The sequence below is a fragment of the Nocardioides islandensis genome, assembly GCF_015352455.1.
GTDB lineage: Bacteria > Actinomycetota > Actinomycetes > Propionibacteriales > Nocardioidaceae > Nocardioides > Nocardioides islandensis.
Window position 1 is genome coordinate 1,067,240 of the sequence record NZ_JADKPN010000001.1, and the last position, 14,650, is coordinate 1,081,889.

The 14,650-nt window shown below is 72.8% G+C and carries 16 protein-coding genes; 9 read left to right on the plus strand and 7 right to left on the minus strand.

The window, feature by feature from the left end; translation table 11 throughout:
• Positions 1-7: 7 nt before the first annotated feature.
• Both ISU07_RS24420 and ISU07_RS05250 read right to left on the minus strand, forming a co-directional pair.
• Positions 8-142, minus strand: coding sequence for a hypothetical protein (locus tag ISU07_RS24420; RefSeq protein ID WP_267238873.1), 135 nt, complete (start codon positions 140-142; stop codon positions 8-10).
• Positions 143-151: 9 nt separating this feature from the next.
• A complete protein-coding gene (locus ISU07_RS05250) occupies positions 152-1,027 on the minus strand; it encodes a 1,4-dihydroxy-2-naphthoate polyprenyltransferase (RefSeq protein ID WP_194705621.1) in 876 nt (291 codons plus the stop codon).
• A gap of 45 nt (positions 1,028-1,072) precedes the next feature.
• On the opposite strand from ISU07_RS05250, the gene ISU07_RS05255 reads away from it, so the two are divergent.
• From ISU07_RS05255 to ISU07_RS05275, 5 genes are read left to right on the plus strand one after another with little or no spacing between them, the layout of a single operon-like run.
• Positions 1,073-2,065, plus strand: a complete 993-nt coding sequence (locus tag ISU07_RS05255) for an AMP-binding protein (RefSeq protein WP_194705622.1) — start codon at positions 1,073-1,075, stop codon at positions 2,063-2,065.
• 1 nt (position 2,066) lies between these two features.
• On the plus strand, positions 2,067-3,017 hold the full coding sequence (locus ISU07_RS05260) for an o-succinylbenzoate synthase (RefSeq protein WP_194705772.1): 951 nt from the start codon (positions 2,067-2,069) through the stop codon (positions 3,015-3,017).
• Positions 3,014-4,648: a 2-succinyl-5-enolpyruvyl-6-hydroxy-3-cyclohexene-1-carboxylic-acid synthase gene (gene menD, locus ISU07_RS05265; protein WP_194705623.1), complete on the plus strand. Its 1,635-nt coding sequence runs from the start codon at positions 3,014-3,016 to the stop codon at positions 4,646-4,648. Before ISU07_RS05260 ends, menD begins: the two co-directional genes overlap by 4 nt.
• A gap of 60 nt (positions 4,649-4,708) precedes the next feature.
• Positions 4,709-5,602, plus strand: coding sequence for a helix-turn-helix transcriptional regulator (locus ISU07_RS05270; RefSeq protein WP_228521114.1), 894 nt, complete (start codon positions 4,709-4,711; stop codon positions 5,600-5,602).
• Positions 5,603-5,628: 26 nt separating this feature from the next.
• Positions 5,629-7,500: a Na+/H+ antiporter gene (locus ISU07_RS05275; protein WP_194705625.1), complete on the plus strand. Its 1,872-nt coding sequence runs from the start codon at positions 5,629-5,631 to the stop codon at positions 7,498-7,500.
• Here ISU07_RS05275 and ISU07_RS05280 read toward each other — a convergent pair.
• The 3 genes from ISU07_RS05280 to ISU07_RS05290 form a co-directional block, all read right to left on the minus strand.
• Positions 7,497-7,901, minus strand: a complete 405-nt coding sequence (locus ISU07_RS05280; protein ID WP_194705626.1) for a hypothetical protein — start codon at positions 7,899-7,901, stop codon at positions 7,497-7,499. The two genes, ISU07_RS05275 and ISU07_RS05280, sit on opposite strands and share 4 nt — an antisense overlap.
• 98 nt (positions 7,902-7,999) lie before the next feature.
• Positions 8,000-8,620: a LysE family transporter gene (locus ISU07_RS05285; RefSeq protein WP_194705627.1), complete on the minus strand. Its 621-nt coding sequence runs from the start codon at positions 8,618-8,620 to the stop codon at positions 8,000-8,002.
• Positions 8,621-8,710: 90 nt separating this feature from the next.
• Positions 8,711-9,031, minus strand: coding sequence for a hypothetical protein (locus ISU07_RS05290; RefSeq protein ID WP_194705628.1), 321 nt, complete (start codon positions 9,029-9,031; stop codon positions 8,711-8,713).
• Between the two features lie 101 nt (positions 9,032-9,132).
• Here ISU07_RS05290 and ISU07_RS05295 point away from each other — a divergent pair, with 101 nt between their 5' ends.
• On the plus strand, positions 9,133-10,008 hold the full coding sequence (locus tag ISU07_RS05295; RefSeq protein WP_194705629.1) for a MerR family transcriptional regulator: 876 nt from the start codon (positions 9,133-9,135) through the stop codon (positions 10,006-10,008).
• A 10-nt stretch (positions 10,009-10,018) separates the two neighbouring features.
• A complete protein-coding gene (locus ISU07_RS05300) occupies positions 10,019-10,657 on the plus strand; it encodes an MBL fold metallo-hydrolase (RefSeq protein WP_194705630.1) in 639 nt (212 codons plus the stop codon).
• Between the two features lie 7 nt (positions 10,658-10,664).
• Here ISU07_RS05300 and ISU07_RS05305 read toward each other — a convergent pair whose 3' ends face one another.
• Both ISU07_RS05305 and ISU07_RS05310 read right to left on the minus strand, forming a co-directional pair.
• Positions 10,665-11,912 (minus strand): isochorismate synthase, encoded by a 1,248-nt coding sequence (locus tag ISU07_RS05305; RefSeq protein WP_323742441.1) that lies wholly within the window; start codon positions 11,910-11,912, stop codon positions 10,665-10,667.
• A 59-nt stretch (positions 11,913-11,971) separates the two neighbouring features.
• Positions 11,972-13,108, minus strand: a complete 1,137-nt coding sequence (locus ISU07_RS05310) for a L,D-transpeptidase family protein (RefSeq protein WP_194705632.1) — start codon at positions 13,106-13,108, stop codon at positions 11,972-11,974.
• Positions 13,109-13,259: 151 nt separating this feature from the next.
• Here ISU07_RS05310 and ISU07_RS05315 point away from each other — a divergent pair, with 151 nt between their 5' ends.
• Positions 13,260-13,949, plus strand: coding sequence for a demethylmenaquinone methyltransferase (locus tag ISU07_RS05315; RefSeq protein ID WP_194705633.1), 690 nt, complete (start codon positions 13,260-13,262; stop codon positions 13,947-13,949).
• Positions 13,950-14,290: 341 nt separating this feature from the next.
• Positions 14,291-14,650 carry an NADH-quinone oxidoreductase subunit A gene (locus tag ISU07_RS05320; protein WP_194705634.1) on the plus strand — a complete coding sequence of 120 codons (360 nt, stop codon included), beginning with the start codon at positions 14,291-14,293 and terminating at the stop codon, positions 14,648-14,650.

The window sequence follows — 14,650 nt, forward strand, 5'->3', positions numbered from 1 at the left end:
ACGAGCGTCAGCGCTTGGGGCCGTTGAGGCGGCGCTCGATCCGCGACTGCGGCTGGCCGAGGATCTTGGACAGCAGCGCGACGCGGTTGCGGTAGGCGACCACGGCCGCCACGACCAGCACGAGAACGATGAGGAAGCCCATGCCCCGAGACTACGCCGCGCCCACCAACAGCCCGGCGAACAAGCCGAGGCCGTAGGCGAGCTCCGCGACGCCGGTCAGCTGCAGGGCCGGCACCAGGTCACGGCCGGACGCCGAGCGCACGACCTGGGCGGCCCGGAACGCCGGGTACAGGAAGGCCAGGCCCAGGAACGCCCAGCGGGTCGTGCTCAGGGCGACGCCGACGAGCGTCACCAGCGCGGCGAGCACGAGGAACACGTACAGGGCCCGCGTCCGGGCATCCCCCAGCCGCACGGCCAGCGTCATCTTGCCGGCCACCAGGTCGGTGGGGATGTCGCGCAGGTTGTTGGCGACGAGGATCGCGCAGGCCAGCGCGCCGATGCCGCAGGCGGCGTACCAGCCGGCGGCGGTGAGCCGCTCGGCCTGGACGTACTGGGTCCCCAGCACCGCCACCAGCCCGAAGAAGACGAACACCATCACCTCGCCGAGGCCGAGGTACCCGTAGGGCCTCGACCCGCCGGTGTAGAACCAGGCGGCCAGCACCGACACCGCTCCGACGACGACCAGCCACCAGGCCGTGGTCGCCGCCAGCACCAGCCCGGCCGCCGCCGCCACGCCGAACGCCAGGAACGCGGCTCGCTTGACCGCCGCCGGGGTGGCCACGCCCGAGCCGACCAGCCGCAGCGGGCCGACGCGGTCAGCGTCGGTCCCGCGCACACCGTCGCTGTAGTCGTTGGCGTAGTTCACGCCGACCTGGAGCGCGATGCTGACCACGAGGGCGAGCAGCGCCTTCCACCACACGGCGTCGCCGTCGTACGCCGCGGCGCCGGTGCCCGCGAGCACGGGCGAGACGGCCGCGGGGAGGGTGCGGGGCCTGGCCCCGGCCACCCACTGTGCGCGCGTCGTCACGGCCAGGATTCAAGCAGGCGAGCGCGTCTCGCTAGCGTTCAGGGCGTGCTGCACACCCCGTCGGTCGCCGACCTCGAGGCCTGGCTCGCCGCACCCGGCGAGCCGGAGCCGGTGGTCGTCGAGACGTCGGGGTCGACCGGGCGGCCCAAGCGGGTGCTGCTCTCCCGGCGGGCCGTCCTCGCGTCGGTCCGCGCCACGGAGGCCCGGCTCGGCGGGTCCGGGCCGTGGGTGCTGGCGTTGCCGGCGGCGTACGTCGCGGGCCTCCAGGTGGCCTGCCGCTCCCTGGTCGCCGGCCACCGGCCCGTCCCGCTCGACGACCACGCCTCGCTCGCCGACGCGATCGCGGCCGCGGGCGAGGCGCCGTACCTCTCGCTGGTCGCCACGCAGCTGAAGCGGGCGCTCGACGACCCGAGGGACTCCGCCGCACTCGCACGGTGCTCAGCGGTGCTGGTCGGCGGCGGCCCGGTGGACCGGGGCCTCCGCGAACGGTCGCGTCTCGCCGGGATCCGTGCGGTCGCGACGTACGGCTCGGCCGAGACCGCCGGCGGCTGCGTGTACGACGGCCTTCCGCTCGACGGCGTGGCCGTCGCGATCGGGGTGGACGGGCGGGTCCGCATCGCCGGGCCCGTGCTGTTCGACGGGTACGACGGCGACCCGGACCTGACCGACGAGGTGCTGGTCGACGGCTGGTTCCTCACCGCCGACGCCGGCCGGTTCGACGAGGACGGCCGGCTCCAGGTGCTCGGCCGGCTCGACGACATGGTCATCTCCGGCGGGGTCAAGGTGCCGGCCGGCGTCGTCGCCGCCCGGCTGCGTGAGCACCCCGCAGTACGGGCCGCGGAGGTCGGCGGCGTCGACGACGAGGAGTGGGGGCGCCGCGTCGTCGCCTGGGTCGTCGGTGAGCTGACCCTGGACGAGGCCCGCGACTGGGTCGCGGCGTCGCACCCGCGGTCCTGGGCGCCACGAGAGCTGGTCCTGCTCGAGGAGCTGCCGCTGCTTTCCAACGGCAAGGTGGACCGGATGGCGCTCCGTGGCTGACCTGCGGGTGTTCTCGATCCCCATGCGGGTGCGGTTCCGCGGCATCGCCGTGCGTGAAGGGATGCTGATCCGCGGCGACGCCGGGTGGGGTGAGTGGAGTCCCTTTCTAGAGTATGGCTCTAGAGAGTCACTCCAGTGGCTCCGGTGTGCCCGGGAGGCTGCGGCGGGCGACTGGCCGGCCCCGGTCCGCGACCGGGTGCCGGTGAACGTGACCGTCCCGGTGCTGTCGCCGGAGGACGCGCACGCCCTCGTCGCGCGATCGGGCTGCCGGACGGCCAAGGTCAAGGTCGCCGACGCGACCGCGACGCTGGCCGACGACCAGGCCCGGCTGGAGGCCGTCCGGGACGCCCTCGGACCCGACGGCCTGATCCGGGTGGACGCCAACGGCGCCTGGGACGTGGAGACCGCCCTCACGGTCCTGCCGCTGCTCGAGCGGGCGGCGGGTGGCCTGGAGTACGTCGAGCAGCCGTGCGCCGCGGTCGAGGACCTCGCGATCGTGAGGAGGCGCACCAACATCCGGGTGGCCGCAGACGAGTCGATCCGCCGGGCCGAGGATCCCTACCGGGTCAAGGAGCTCGAGGCCGCCGACATCGCGGTCCTCAAGGTGCAGCCGCTGGGCGGCGTACGGGCCTGCCTGCGGATCGCGGAGGACATCGGGCTGCCGACCGTGGTCTCGTCGGCCCTGGAGACCTCGGTCGGCCTGGCGGCCGGGGTCGCGCTGGCGGCAGCGCTGCCCGAGCTCGAGCACGCCTCGGGGCTGGCGACGGTCGGGATGCTCGCCGACGACGTGGCCGACCACCGGCTGCAGGCCGTCGACGGGTACGTCCCCGTGCACCGCCCCGAGGTCAGCGAGGAGCACCTCGCCCGGTGCGCCGCAGCGCCGGACCGGGAGGCGCACTGGCTCGCTCGACTGGCCGAGGTACGTGCGGTGGAGAAGGATCTCCCGTCGTGACCTCGGTCCAGCTCGCGCGCGACGTCGTCTCGGCACTCGTCGAGGCCGGCATCCGCGAGGTCGTCGTCGCGCCGGGCTCCCGCAACGCGCCGCTGTCCTTCGCGGCGTACGACGTCGCCGCCGCCGGCCTGGTGCGCCTGCACACCCGCATCGACGAGCGCTCGGCCGGCTTCCTGGCCCTCGGTCTCACCAAGGTCGGCAGCCCGGCCGCGGTGATCTGCACCTCCGGGACGGCCGTCGCCAACCTGCACCCGGCCATGCTCGAGGCCGCCCACGCCGGCGTCCGGCTCATCGCCGTCACCGCCGACCGCCCGGCACGACTGCGCGGCACGTCCGCCAACCAGACGACCGACCAGGTCGCGATCTTCGGACCGCTCGTGACGTACGTCGACGTCGGCCCCGACGGGGCGGCGGTGGCGCGAACTGCCCTCGGCCTCGGCGACGGCCCGCTGCACCTGAACGTCCAGCTGGACGAGCCGTTGGTGCCCGCGGATCGATGGGTGCCGGCCCCCGATTCGTCTGCGATTGGGCAGGAACGCCAGTCTGAAAGCGCTTACACGCGGCGATTGGTCCCAAACGCCATCCCCCGTGGCCCCCACACCGTGGTGGTGGCGGGGGACGACGCGGGGCCGCCGGCGCGGATGCTGGCGGAGGCGGCACGGTGGCCGCTGCTGGCCGAGCCGACGAGCGGCAGCCGGACCGGCGACGCGGCCATCCGTACCTACCGGCTGCTGCTGGGCGGGCCCCTCGCGGACGAGGTGGAGCGGGTGGTGGTGTTCGGGCACCCGACGCTGTCGCGGCCGGTGACGCGGCTGCTGCAGCGCGACGACGTCGAGGTGCTGGCGGCACCGGCCCGCGGGGCGTGGGCCGAGCGGCCGTTCGAGGTGTCGGCGTACATCGAGGCGCGTGCCGGCGTCCAGGCCCCCGACGAGAGCGACTGGTTCGACCGCTGGAAGGCCGAGGACGCACGGGTCTCCGCCGCCCTGGACCGGCTGCTGGCCGACGAGGAGGGCGTGACCCCGCACGAGGTGGCCGGCGCGGTTGCCCGCGCGCTTCCGGCCGGCGGCCTGCTGGTCGTCGGGGCGAGCAACCCGGTGCGCGACCTGGACCTGATGGTGCCGAGGTACGACGTCGGTACCCGCCGCAAGACCATCGCCAACCGGGGACTGTCCGGCATCGACGGCACCGTCAGCACGGCAGTGGGTGCCGCGCTCGGCCGCGACTCCACCCGTACCTTCGCGCTGATGGGCGACGTGACGTTCCTGCACGACTCCAACGGGCTCGTGCACGACGTGCACGACCCTGAGCCGGACCTGACGATCGTGGTGGTCAACGACGACGGCGGCTCGATCTTCGCCACGCTCGAGCAGGGAGCGCCCGAGCACGCGGACCGCTTCGACCGGCTGTTCGGCACGCCGCACGGCGTCGACCTGGCGAGTCTCTGCGCCGCGACGCGCACGCCGCACTGGGCGGTCGGCTCGCTGCCCGAGCTCGAGCAGGCGTTGGCCAGCCCCAACGGCGGCATCGAGGTGGTCGAGGTGCGCGTGCGCCGCGACAACCGCCGCGACCTCGACCAGAGGATCCGCGCACTCGTCAGCAAGTCCGATCAAGCAGCCGGTGACCCTAGATAGGACCTTTGACCCATGGCCGCCGCAACCACCGTTGGTGACCCGGCAGGGCATCGTGGGGACATGTTCGCGGACTTCGTGGACACCCTGGCCGACGTGCTGGACGACCACGAGACGAACGGCGAGGAGCTCGCCCTCCGCCTGCACTTCTCCCGCTTCCACTTCGACCGGATGATCAAGTCCGTCGCGGGCGAGCCGCCCGCCGCCTTCCGCCGGCGCATCCTGCTCGAGCGGGCGGCGTACCGGATGATCACCACCCGCGCGCCGCTGATCGACATCGCCGTGGAGGCGGGGTACGGGTCACACGAGGCGTTCACCCGTGCGTTCAAGCAGGCGTACGGCGTCGCGCCGGCGACCTGGCGGCGCAAGCCCGGGCACATCCAGATCGCCGCTCCCAGCGACGTCCACTTCCACCCACCCGGCAGCATCCGGCTGCCCGCTCGAGACAAGGTCACGCCCATGGAGCTGCTCACGAAGATGGTCGAGCACCACGTCTGGCTCACCGGCGAGATGGTGCGGCTGGCCGAGCGGCTGACCGACGAGCAGCTCGACGAGGAGATCGAGCTGAACGTCGACGAGGACCGCCAGTCCATCCGCTCGCTCGTCAGCCGGCTCATCGGGCAGATGGGCATGTGGAACGCCGCGATGGCCACCCGCGACTACGACTGGTCGGTCGAGGACCACGAGTCGCTGGCGTCGATGCGCCAACGGCTGGCGACCGAGGGCCCGACGTACCTCGCCCACGTGCGCGACGTCGCCGACAACGGCCGCGTGGACGACACGTTCGTGGACGCGCTGTGCGAGCCGGCCGAGGTGTTCACCTACGGGGGGATGATCGCCCACGTCCTCACCTTCGCCGCGCATCGCCGCACCCTCGTCGTGCTGGCCTTCGCCAAGCACGGCGTCGAGGAGCTCGGCTGGGGCGATCCCATGCGGTGGGTGGCCGAACCCGCCTAGTTGCGCGGTCTAGTTGGATAAGGACCGTGGAGATCGCGGTCCTGCTCGTCGCCCTGGCCGTCGCGGTCCTGGCGTTCACCGCGCTCGCCGATCGCGTCGACTTCCCCGCGCCCCTGCTGCTGATCGCGGTGGGCGTCGCCGGCTCGTACATCCCCGGCGTCCCCGAGATCCACCTCGAGCCCGAGATGGTCCTGCTGGGCCTGCTGCCGCCGCTGTTGTACGCCGCCGCGATCCAGACGTCCCTCGTCGACTTCAACGCGAACCGCCGGGCCATCCTGCTGCTGTCGGTCGGGCTGGTGGTGTTCACGACGTTGGGGGTCGGCGCGATCGTGCACGCGATCATCCCGGACATCTCGTGGGCGGTCTGCTTCGCGATCGGCGCGGTCGTCGCGCCGCCGGACGCCGTGGCCGCGACCGCGGTCGCGCGCCGCATCGGCCTGCCGCGACGGATCGTGACCATCCTCGAGGGCGAGTCGCTGCTCAACGACGCCACGGCGCTGGTCGCGCTGCGCACGTCCATCGCGGCCGCCGGCGTGGGCGTCGAGGCGATGCACGTCGGCGAGGAGTTCCTGATCGCCTCCGTCGGTGGCGGCGCCGTCGGGTTCGTGGTGTTCGTCGTCGTCGCCAAGCTGCGCAAGCTGATCACCGATCCGGTGCTGGACACCGCGATCTCGTTCGTCGTGCCGTTCGGCACCTACATCGCGGCGGAGAAGATCGAGGCATCCGGCGTCATCGCCGTCGTCGTGGCCGGCCTGCTGCTGGGTCACAAGGCCCCGATCGTGCAGACCGCCCAGTCCCGCATCGCCGAGCGGATGAACTGGCGGACGATCGCCTTCGTCCTGGAGAACGCCGTCTTCCTGCTGATCGGCCTCCAAGCCGGCTGGATCCTGGAGGACGTCCAGCAGAGCACGCTGTCGACCGGCCGCATCGTCGGCGTGTGCGCCGCGGTCCTCGCCGGCTGCATCGTGCTGCGGATGATGTGGGTGTTCGTGGCGCGGTACCTGCTGGTCCGCCCCGGGCCGGACCCGAGCACCGGGCAGAAGCCGCCGTGGACCTTCACGCTGATCCTGGGCTGGGCCGGCATCCGCGGGGTGGTGACGCTGGCCGCGGCCTTCGTCATCCCGAAGGAGACCGAGCACCGCGAGGTGCTGCTGCTCATCGCGTTCACCGTCGTGGCCGGCACGTTGTTCGTCCAGGGCCTGTCGCTGCCGATGCTCGCGCGCCGGCTGCGGGTCCCCGCACCCGACCCGATGGAGGACGCGCTGGCCCGGGCCACGCTGCTCCAGCAGGCGTCCAAGGCCGGCTACAAGGTGCTCCAGGACCTCGAGTACGACGACCCGCAGGGCGTCGTGAAGCTCGTCAAGCAACGCATCGAGCAACGCAACTTCGCGGCCTGGGAGCGCCTCGGCACCCAGGCCGACGTGGAGACGCCGAGCGAGCTGTACGCCCGCGTGCGGCTGGCCATGATCGAGGCCGAGCGCGGCCGGGTCCTCGAGGTGCGCGACGCCGGCCAGGTGGCCAGCGACGTGGTCAGCGAGGTGCTCGCGATGCTCGACGTCGAGGAGTCGATGATCGACATCGCGCAAAGCCGGCGCGAGGAGCTCAAGACGGAGTACTCACGGCTCCGGCGTACCGGAGCCTCCTGCGAGCACCTCGACTCCCAGCCGGTCCAGGAGGTGGCCCAGGAGCCGCCGCCGGTGTGCCAGGCGTGCGTCGACGGCGGTACGACGTGGGTGTCGCTGCGGCTCTGCCTGACCTGCGGCAACATCGGCTGCTGCGACTCGTCGGTGATGCGGCACGCCACTGGGCACTTCCGGGAGACGACCCATCCGGTCATCCAGTCGGCGGAGCCGCTGGAGGACTGGCGGTGGTGCTACGTGCACCACGCGACCGCTTAGGCGGTCGGCGGCCTCTCCTCGTCGGCGGGTGGCTCGGCGGGTTCGGCCGGGGCCGGCGGCTCGGCTGCCGCCGGCGGCTCGGCGGGCACCGGAGGTACCGGGGGCGCCGGGGCTGCCGGGGCTGCCGGGGCTGCCGGGGGCGGGGCGGCCTGGACAGGAGGGACGGGCGGCGGCGGTGCCGGGGGCGGGGTGAGCAGCCGGAACGCCGGCAGCCGGCCGGCCTGCTCGGTGGACCAGAGCTGGTTGATCAGCCGCTGCCGGTCGGCCTCGTCGATGGGCCGGCCCGTCGCGGTGAGGTAGGCGATCATGCCCAGGTCGCGGTACTGCTGCTCGGAGACGCGGGCGTCGCCCCCCGCGAGGCTCGCCCGCAGGTCGTCGGCGGCCTCCTTGGCCTTGTCCATGAAACCCATCCGAGGACTCCCTCGCTCGATCCGGTCGCGCCACCCGAGATGCCGGGCAGCCTAGCCGCCGGGGTGGTGTCCCACCTGTGGGCCGGCCCTCAGCCGAGGAGGGTGCGGACGGCCAGCCCGGCGATGATCAGCCCGGACACCCAGGCCGTCACGACGCGGCCGCGGTGACCGGTCACCGAGCGGCCGAGGGCGGCGCCGATGCCGGCGAGGGTCAGCTGCCAGGACGCACTCGCGACGAACGCCGCGAGCACGAACACCACGCCCTCTGCCCAGCCGTCGGCGAGGTGCGGGTTGCCCACGATGACGGCGACGAAGTAGATGACCGTCGTCGGGTTCACGGCCGTCAGCGCGAGGAACGCGGCGAAGGCCTGCCACGGCAACAGGTCGCGCGACGAGGCGGGCGCCGCCGCGCTGCGGCCGGTGCTGCGTCGGCCGAGCCAGATGGTGAGCGCGGCGATGCCCAGCAGCACGACGGCCGACAGCACGCGCAACCACCCGTCGTACGGCTCCAGCCGGTCGGCGATCGCGGCCCCACCGACGACCGCGACGGCGGCGTACCCGCCGTCGACCGTCGCGACGCCCATGGCCGCGGCCGAGCCGGTGCGGATCGAGGTCCGGGCCGTGAGCGCGACCAGCAGCGCACCGACGGCGCCGATCGGGATCGCGATGGCCCAGCCGGTGACGAGACCGGACAGGAGCACCTCGAGCACGCGGTGATTCTGGCCGCAGCAAGGACACGGCCGCCAGGGGGTTTGCCCCTGGCGGCCGCGCCTTACCCGGTGGAGGTCAGGACAGGTGCATCAGCACCACGGGTACTGGAAGAGGCTGTCGTCGCCGGCCCGGTGGTCGGCCAGCACCACGCTGAGCGGCAGAGGGTCGGGCAGCGAGGCGACGTCAGTGCCCGCACGAGGCGTCACGCCGACCGACACCGCGGTGGCAATGGGCAGGCCGCCCTTCGCCACGGCGGCGAAGAGGCCGTTCTCCTTGAGGAAGCTCATGCCGGCACGCATGCAGTCGGTGTCCGGCGCGGCCGAGGCGGACGGAGCGGTCGCCACGGCGCCGAGGCCGGCGGCGACGAGCGTGATGGCCCCGAGTCCGATGCGGGTACGGGAGTGGGTCATGACGAACTCCTTTGTCCAATGTTTGTCCAACGTTGGCCATCAGACCATGCCGAGGAGAACTTGTCCAGTCTTTGTCCAATGTGGGGCGTAGGGTGTCTCCCGTGTACACCGTCAAGCACGCCGCCGTCCTGACCGGGATCCCGGCCGAGACGCTGCGGATGTGGGAGCGGCGGTACGGCGTGGTGGCGCCGGCGCGCAGCGAAGGTGGCTACCGCCTCTACGACGACGCCGCCATCGCGCGGCTCACCGCGATGCACGCCCTGGTGGAGGCGGGCTGGTCACCGCGGCGGGCCGCCGAGCAGGTCGCCTCGGGCACAACGCTGGGACGGACTTCGGACGCGGCCATGCCCGAGGGCGCCGAGGACGAGGGGGACCTCGGGGTCCTGGTGCGACTGGCCCGCGACCTGGACCCGCGCGTGATGGCGCGGGAGCTCGACGAGGTCTTCGCCCGCGCCGACGCCGACACCTTCCTCGACGACTGGCTGATGCCGGCGCTGCGGCAGCTCGGGCTGGCCTGGCAGCGGGGCGAGGTCTCGGTGGCGGGGGAGCACTTCGTCAGCGCCTCCCTGCAGCGTCGGCTGGCGGCCGTCCTCGACGGCGTCCCGGGCACCGACGATGCGCCCCGGGTGCTGGTCGGCCTGGCCCGCGGGTCCCGGCACGAGCTCGGGGTCCTGGCGTTCGCGATCGCGCTGGCCCGCGCGGGGGCCGAGGTCGTGTACGTCGGCGGCGACCTGCCCCCGGACAGCTGGGTCGTGGCCGCCACCACCCAGCGGCCGGACGCGGTCGTCATCGGCGTGCCGTCGGCCGACGACGTGCCGGCCGTGCGCGACACGGTGTCCGCGCTGGGCGCCGTACGCCCGGAGCTCCCGGTGCTGGTCGGCGGGCGGCACCAGGACGACGTCGGCGCCGGCGAGCCGTTGGGGCACTCGCTGCGCGACGCCGCGACCGCGGTCGTCGCGCGCCTGGCCCGCTCCTAGGCTGGCAGGCATGCGGATCACGAAGTTCGGTCACGCCTGCGTCCGGGTCGAGCACGACGGGCACATCGTGGTCATCGACCCCGGCGCGTTCACCGATCCGGAGGCGGTGGACGGCGCCGACGCGGTGCTGATCACCCACGAGCACCCCGACCACTACGAGCCCGGCCGCCTGGCCCGCGCCGACGCGCCGGTCCTGACCATCGAGGCGGTCACGAAACGGATCCGCGAGGAGGCGCCCGACGTCGCCGAGCGCCTCACCGTGGTGTCGCCGGGTGAGTCGTTCGAGGCGGCCGGGTTGCCGGTGCGCGCAGTCGGCCAGCGGCACGCCGTCATCCACCCGGACCTGCCGCGGTTCGACAACAGCGGGTACGTCGTCACGGCCGGAGACCAGAAGCTCTTCCACCCCGGCGACGCGCTGACCCCGCCGGACGAGGCGGTCGACCTGCTCTGCGTGGTCGTCTCCGCGCCCTGGATGCGGGCGGCCGAGGGCATCGACTTCGCCCGGCTGGTGGGCGCCCCGCGCAACCTGGCCATCCACGACAAGGTCTACTCCGAGATCGGCCTCGGCATCGTCGACGGCCACTTCTCGCGCCTGCTCCCGGAGTCGCAGTCGTACGTCCGGCTGGCCGACGGCCAGGACCTGGACTGACGCTCGGCTAGGAGCCGGCGAGCGCGTCGCGGACCGGGAGGAACTTCGCCTGCGCCTCGGCCAGCTCGGCCTCGGGGTCGGAGTCGGCGACGATGCCGCAGCCGGCGAAGAGCCGGACGGTGGCGCCGTGCACCTCGGCGGAGCGCAGGGCGATGGCCCACTCGCCGTCGCCGTCGGCGTCCATCCAGCCGGCCGGGCCGGCGTACCGGCCCCGGTCCATGCCCTCGATCTCGGCGATGAGCTCGACGGCCACGCGCGTCGGCGTACCGCCGACGGCAGCGCTCGGGTGCAGCGACGCCGCCAGCTCCAGCGACGAGACCGTGGCGGCGTCGTGCACGACACCGGCCACGTCGGTGGCCAGGTGCATGACGTTCGGGAGGTGCAGCACGAACGGCGCCTCGGGGACGTTCATCGACGAGCAGTGCGGCTCGAGCGACTCGGCGACCGAGCGGACGGCGTACTCGTGCTCCTCGAGGTCCTTCGACGACCGGGCGAGCGTGGCGGCGAGGGCGAGGTCGGCGGAGTCGTCGCCGGTACGCCGGATGGTGCCGGCGAGCACGCGGGACGTGACCAGGCCGCGCTCGCGTCGTACGAGCATCTCCGGCGACGCGCCGAACAGCCCGTCGACGTGGAAGGTCCAGCACATCGGGTAGTGCTCGCTGAGCCGCTGGAGCGGCCAGCGGACGTCGACCGGTGCGTCGGCGGTGGCGATCAGGTCGCGGGCCAGCACGACCTTCTCCAGGCCGCCGGCGTTGATGCGGGCGACCGCGTCGGCCACGACGGCCATCCAGCGCTCACCGTCGAGGGCGCCGTCGGCGAACGTGATGTCGACCGGGGCGGCGGCCGGGTCTGCGAGGCCGAGGTCCGGTGCGGTGGTCTCCTCCGGGCCGATCGTGGTCAGCCAGGTCGTCCCCGCGCGGCGGCCGACGATCACCTGCGGCACGACGAGCACGGAGTCGCCCGGGTCGTCGGCGAAGGCGAAGGTCCCGAAGCACACCAGGCCGGAGCCCGGCTCGTCGACCGCGTCGTGGACGACCGCCCGGCTGACCAGCTCGGTCCACCACTTGTCGGCGTCGGCGAACCGCGTCACGCCGCGGGTGCGCACCTCGGCGGCGACGCCCCACGCGACCATGCCCTCGCCGCGGCGCAGCCAGGCGACCGGCGCGTCCTGCGGCAGCAGGTCGAGCAGTGGGGTGTCCGCAAGAGTGTCGGAGAGGTCGAGCGGGACCGACCGCACGACGAGGGGACTCGACACGTCGCCGACCCTACTCGGGGACACCGAGCGAACCGGAACCGATGGGCCTGTCTACTGCGTCACGACCAGTAGACAACGACGGCGTCCCCGACCCGCACCTGCGAGAACAGCCACTTGATGCCCTCGTAGTCGCGGATGTTCACGCAGCCGTGCGAGGCGCCGTAGTAGCCGACGGTCGCGAAGTCCGAGGAGTAGTGCACGGCCTGGCCGCCGGAGAAGAACATGGAGTACGGCATCTCCGAGCCGTAGAGCTTGGAGACGTGGTCGGCGTCCATCAGGTACACGTGGAAGAGGCCCTCGCGGGTCGGGGTGTCGTTGATCGTCGACCCGAACCGCGCGTCCAGCGTCAGCTGCACCTTGCCGTCGATCACCCAGCGCAAGGTACGGCTGGTCTTGTCGATGCAGAGCACCCGGCCGTGACGGCAGCGCGCGTCCAGCTCGCCGGGTTTCGGCTCGATGTTGAACAGCTCCTCGTGGCTCGGCGTCACGGTCATCGCGTGCAGCCGGTCGAGGGTGCGCCGGTCGATCTCGCCGGTGACCGGGATCTGGCGCTTGGCCTGGAATCCCTTGACGGCGCTGACCGTGCCGGCGTCGTACGTGCCCGTGACGTCGCCGAAGATCCAGGCGATCTGCTTCAACCTCGCTTGAGCATCGCGGACCTGGTCGCCCTCGTCGCCGGACCTGAGGATCGGCTTGCCGGGGTGGAACACGTTGAACATCGCGTCGTGCGTCGGTGTCTTCGTCATCGCCTTGAGGCGGCGCCAGCTGGTGCGGTCGAGGACGCCGGTGGGCTTCAGCTTCCGCCTCACCTGGAAGCCCTGGACGGCCTCCTTGGTCGCGGCGTCGTACGTGCCGGTCGTGACCTCGGGCAGCCACTGGAGCTGGAAGAGCCGGCTCTGGAGCTCGCGGACCTGCTCGCCCTTGTCGCCCGGCCGGAGCACGACGGTCGGCAGGGAGGGCGTCGGACGCGGCCGCGGGGTGGCGGTCTCGGTCGGCGTCGGCGTCGCGACCGGCGCGACCGGAACCGGTGACGGCGTCGCCGTCGGCGTGGGGTCGGCCGTCGGCGTGGCGTGAGCCGGACGCGCGACTCGCGGCGTGAGCTCGGGACCCGCCGAGGGGGAGGCGTTGGAGACGGCCACGCCGACGCCGTACGCCGTCCCGGCCGCGAGCAGGGTGGTGACGATGCTGGTGACCACGACTCGCCGGACGTGGGACGGGGCCGATATGGACCTGCTCGCTTTCTGGTCGGACGAACGGGGAAGGGCCCGACGTCTCAATCTTGACGTCGAGGAGACGCCGATCCCGGGCATTTGGTTGCTGTGTCGGCTGCTCTTCTAGGCTCCGGACGTGACCCGCGCCGACCTGGACAAGCAGCCGTCCGACGTCCAGCGGATGTTCGACGCCGTCGCCCGTCGGTACGACGTCACCAACGACGTGCTCTCGATGGGCCAGGACCGGCGGTGGCGCAAGGCCGTCCTCGAGGCCGTCGACGCCGGGCCGGGGGACCGCGTGCTGGACCTCGCGGCCGGCACGGGTACCTCGAGCGTGCCCTTCGCGGAGCGCGGAGCCGTCGTCGTGCCGTGCGACTTCTCGCTCGGGATGCTGGCCGTCGGCAAGCGGGCCCGGCCGTCGCTGCCCTTCACGGCCGGGGACGCGACGCAGCTGCCGTTCGCGGACGGCACCTTCGACGCGGTGACGATCTCCTTCGGGCTGCGCAACGTGGTCGACCCGCTCGCCGGGCTCCGGGAGATGCGCCGGGTCACCCGACCGGGCGGCCGGCTGGTGGTCTGCGAGTTCAGCCACCCGACGTTCGCGCCGTTCCGCACCGTGTACCTGGAGTACCTGATGAAGGCGCTCCCCGCGATCGCCCGCGGCGTCTCCTCCTCACCGGACGCCTACGTGTACCTCGCCGAGTCGATCCGCGCCTGGCCCGACCAGGCCGGCCTGGCCGCCCTCCTCGCCGACGCCGGCTGGCAGGCACCCCAGTGGCGCAACCTCTCCGGCGGCGTCGTCGCCCTGCACCGCGCCACCGCCTGACGGGGTTGAGTTGCGCCCCCGGTACGCGCGAGTTGCGCCCCCGGTACCCGCGAGTTGCGCCCCCGGTACCGGTCAGCTGCGCCTCAGGTACGCCCTCGTCGTACCGGGGGCGCAACTCGGACGTACCGGAGGCGCAACTCAACGAATTACGACACGTACTCATGCGCTAAATGCCCAGGTCAGGGCCGGTCTCAGCGTCCTGAACCCCGGGTTTCGGGCGGGTCCGCGAGGGTCCTAGACTGTGCCGCGGCGCTGCTCGTGAACCCGTTCACAAGGTCACAATCTCGTGACCGGGATCACAACCGGGGCAGCCGCTGAGGCTGGTGGAAGGACTGCAGGGCATGGAGCTGTACACGCCGATCCTGGCGCTGGCCCTCCTGGCGACCGGATTCGCGGTGTTCTCCGTGGTCGTCAGCTCGCTGACGGGACCGAAGCGCTACAACCGGGCGAAGCTCGACTCCTATGAGTGCGGCATCGAGCCGACGCCGCAGCCCGTGGGCGGCGGGCGGTTCCCGGTGAAGTACTTCATCACCGCGATGCTGTTCATCGTCTTCGACATCGAGATCGTCTTCCTCTACCCGTGGGCCGTCCGCTTCGACGCCATGAAGTTCTTCGGGCTGGCCGAGATGGTCGTCTTCATCGCCACCGTGTTCGTCGCCTACGTCTACGTGTGGCGCCGCGGCGGCCTGGACTGGGACTGA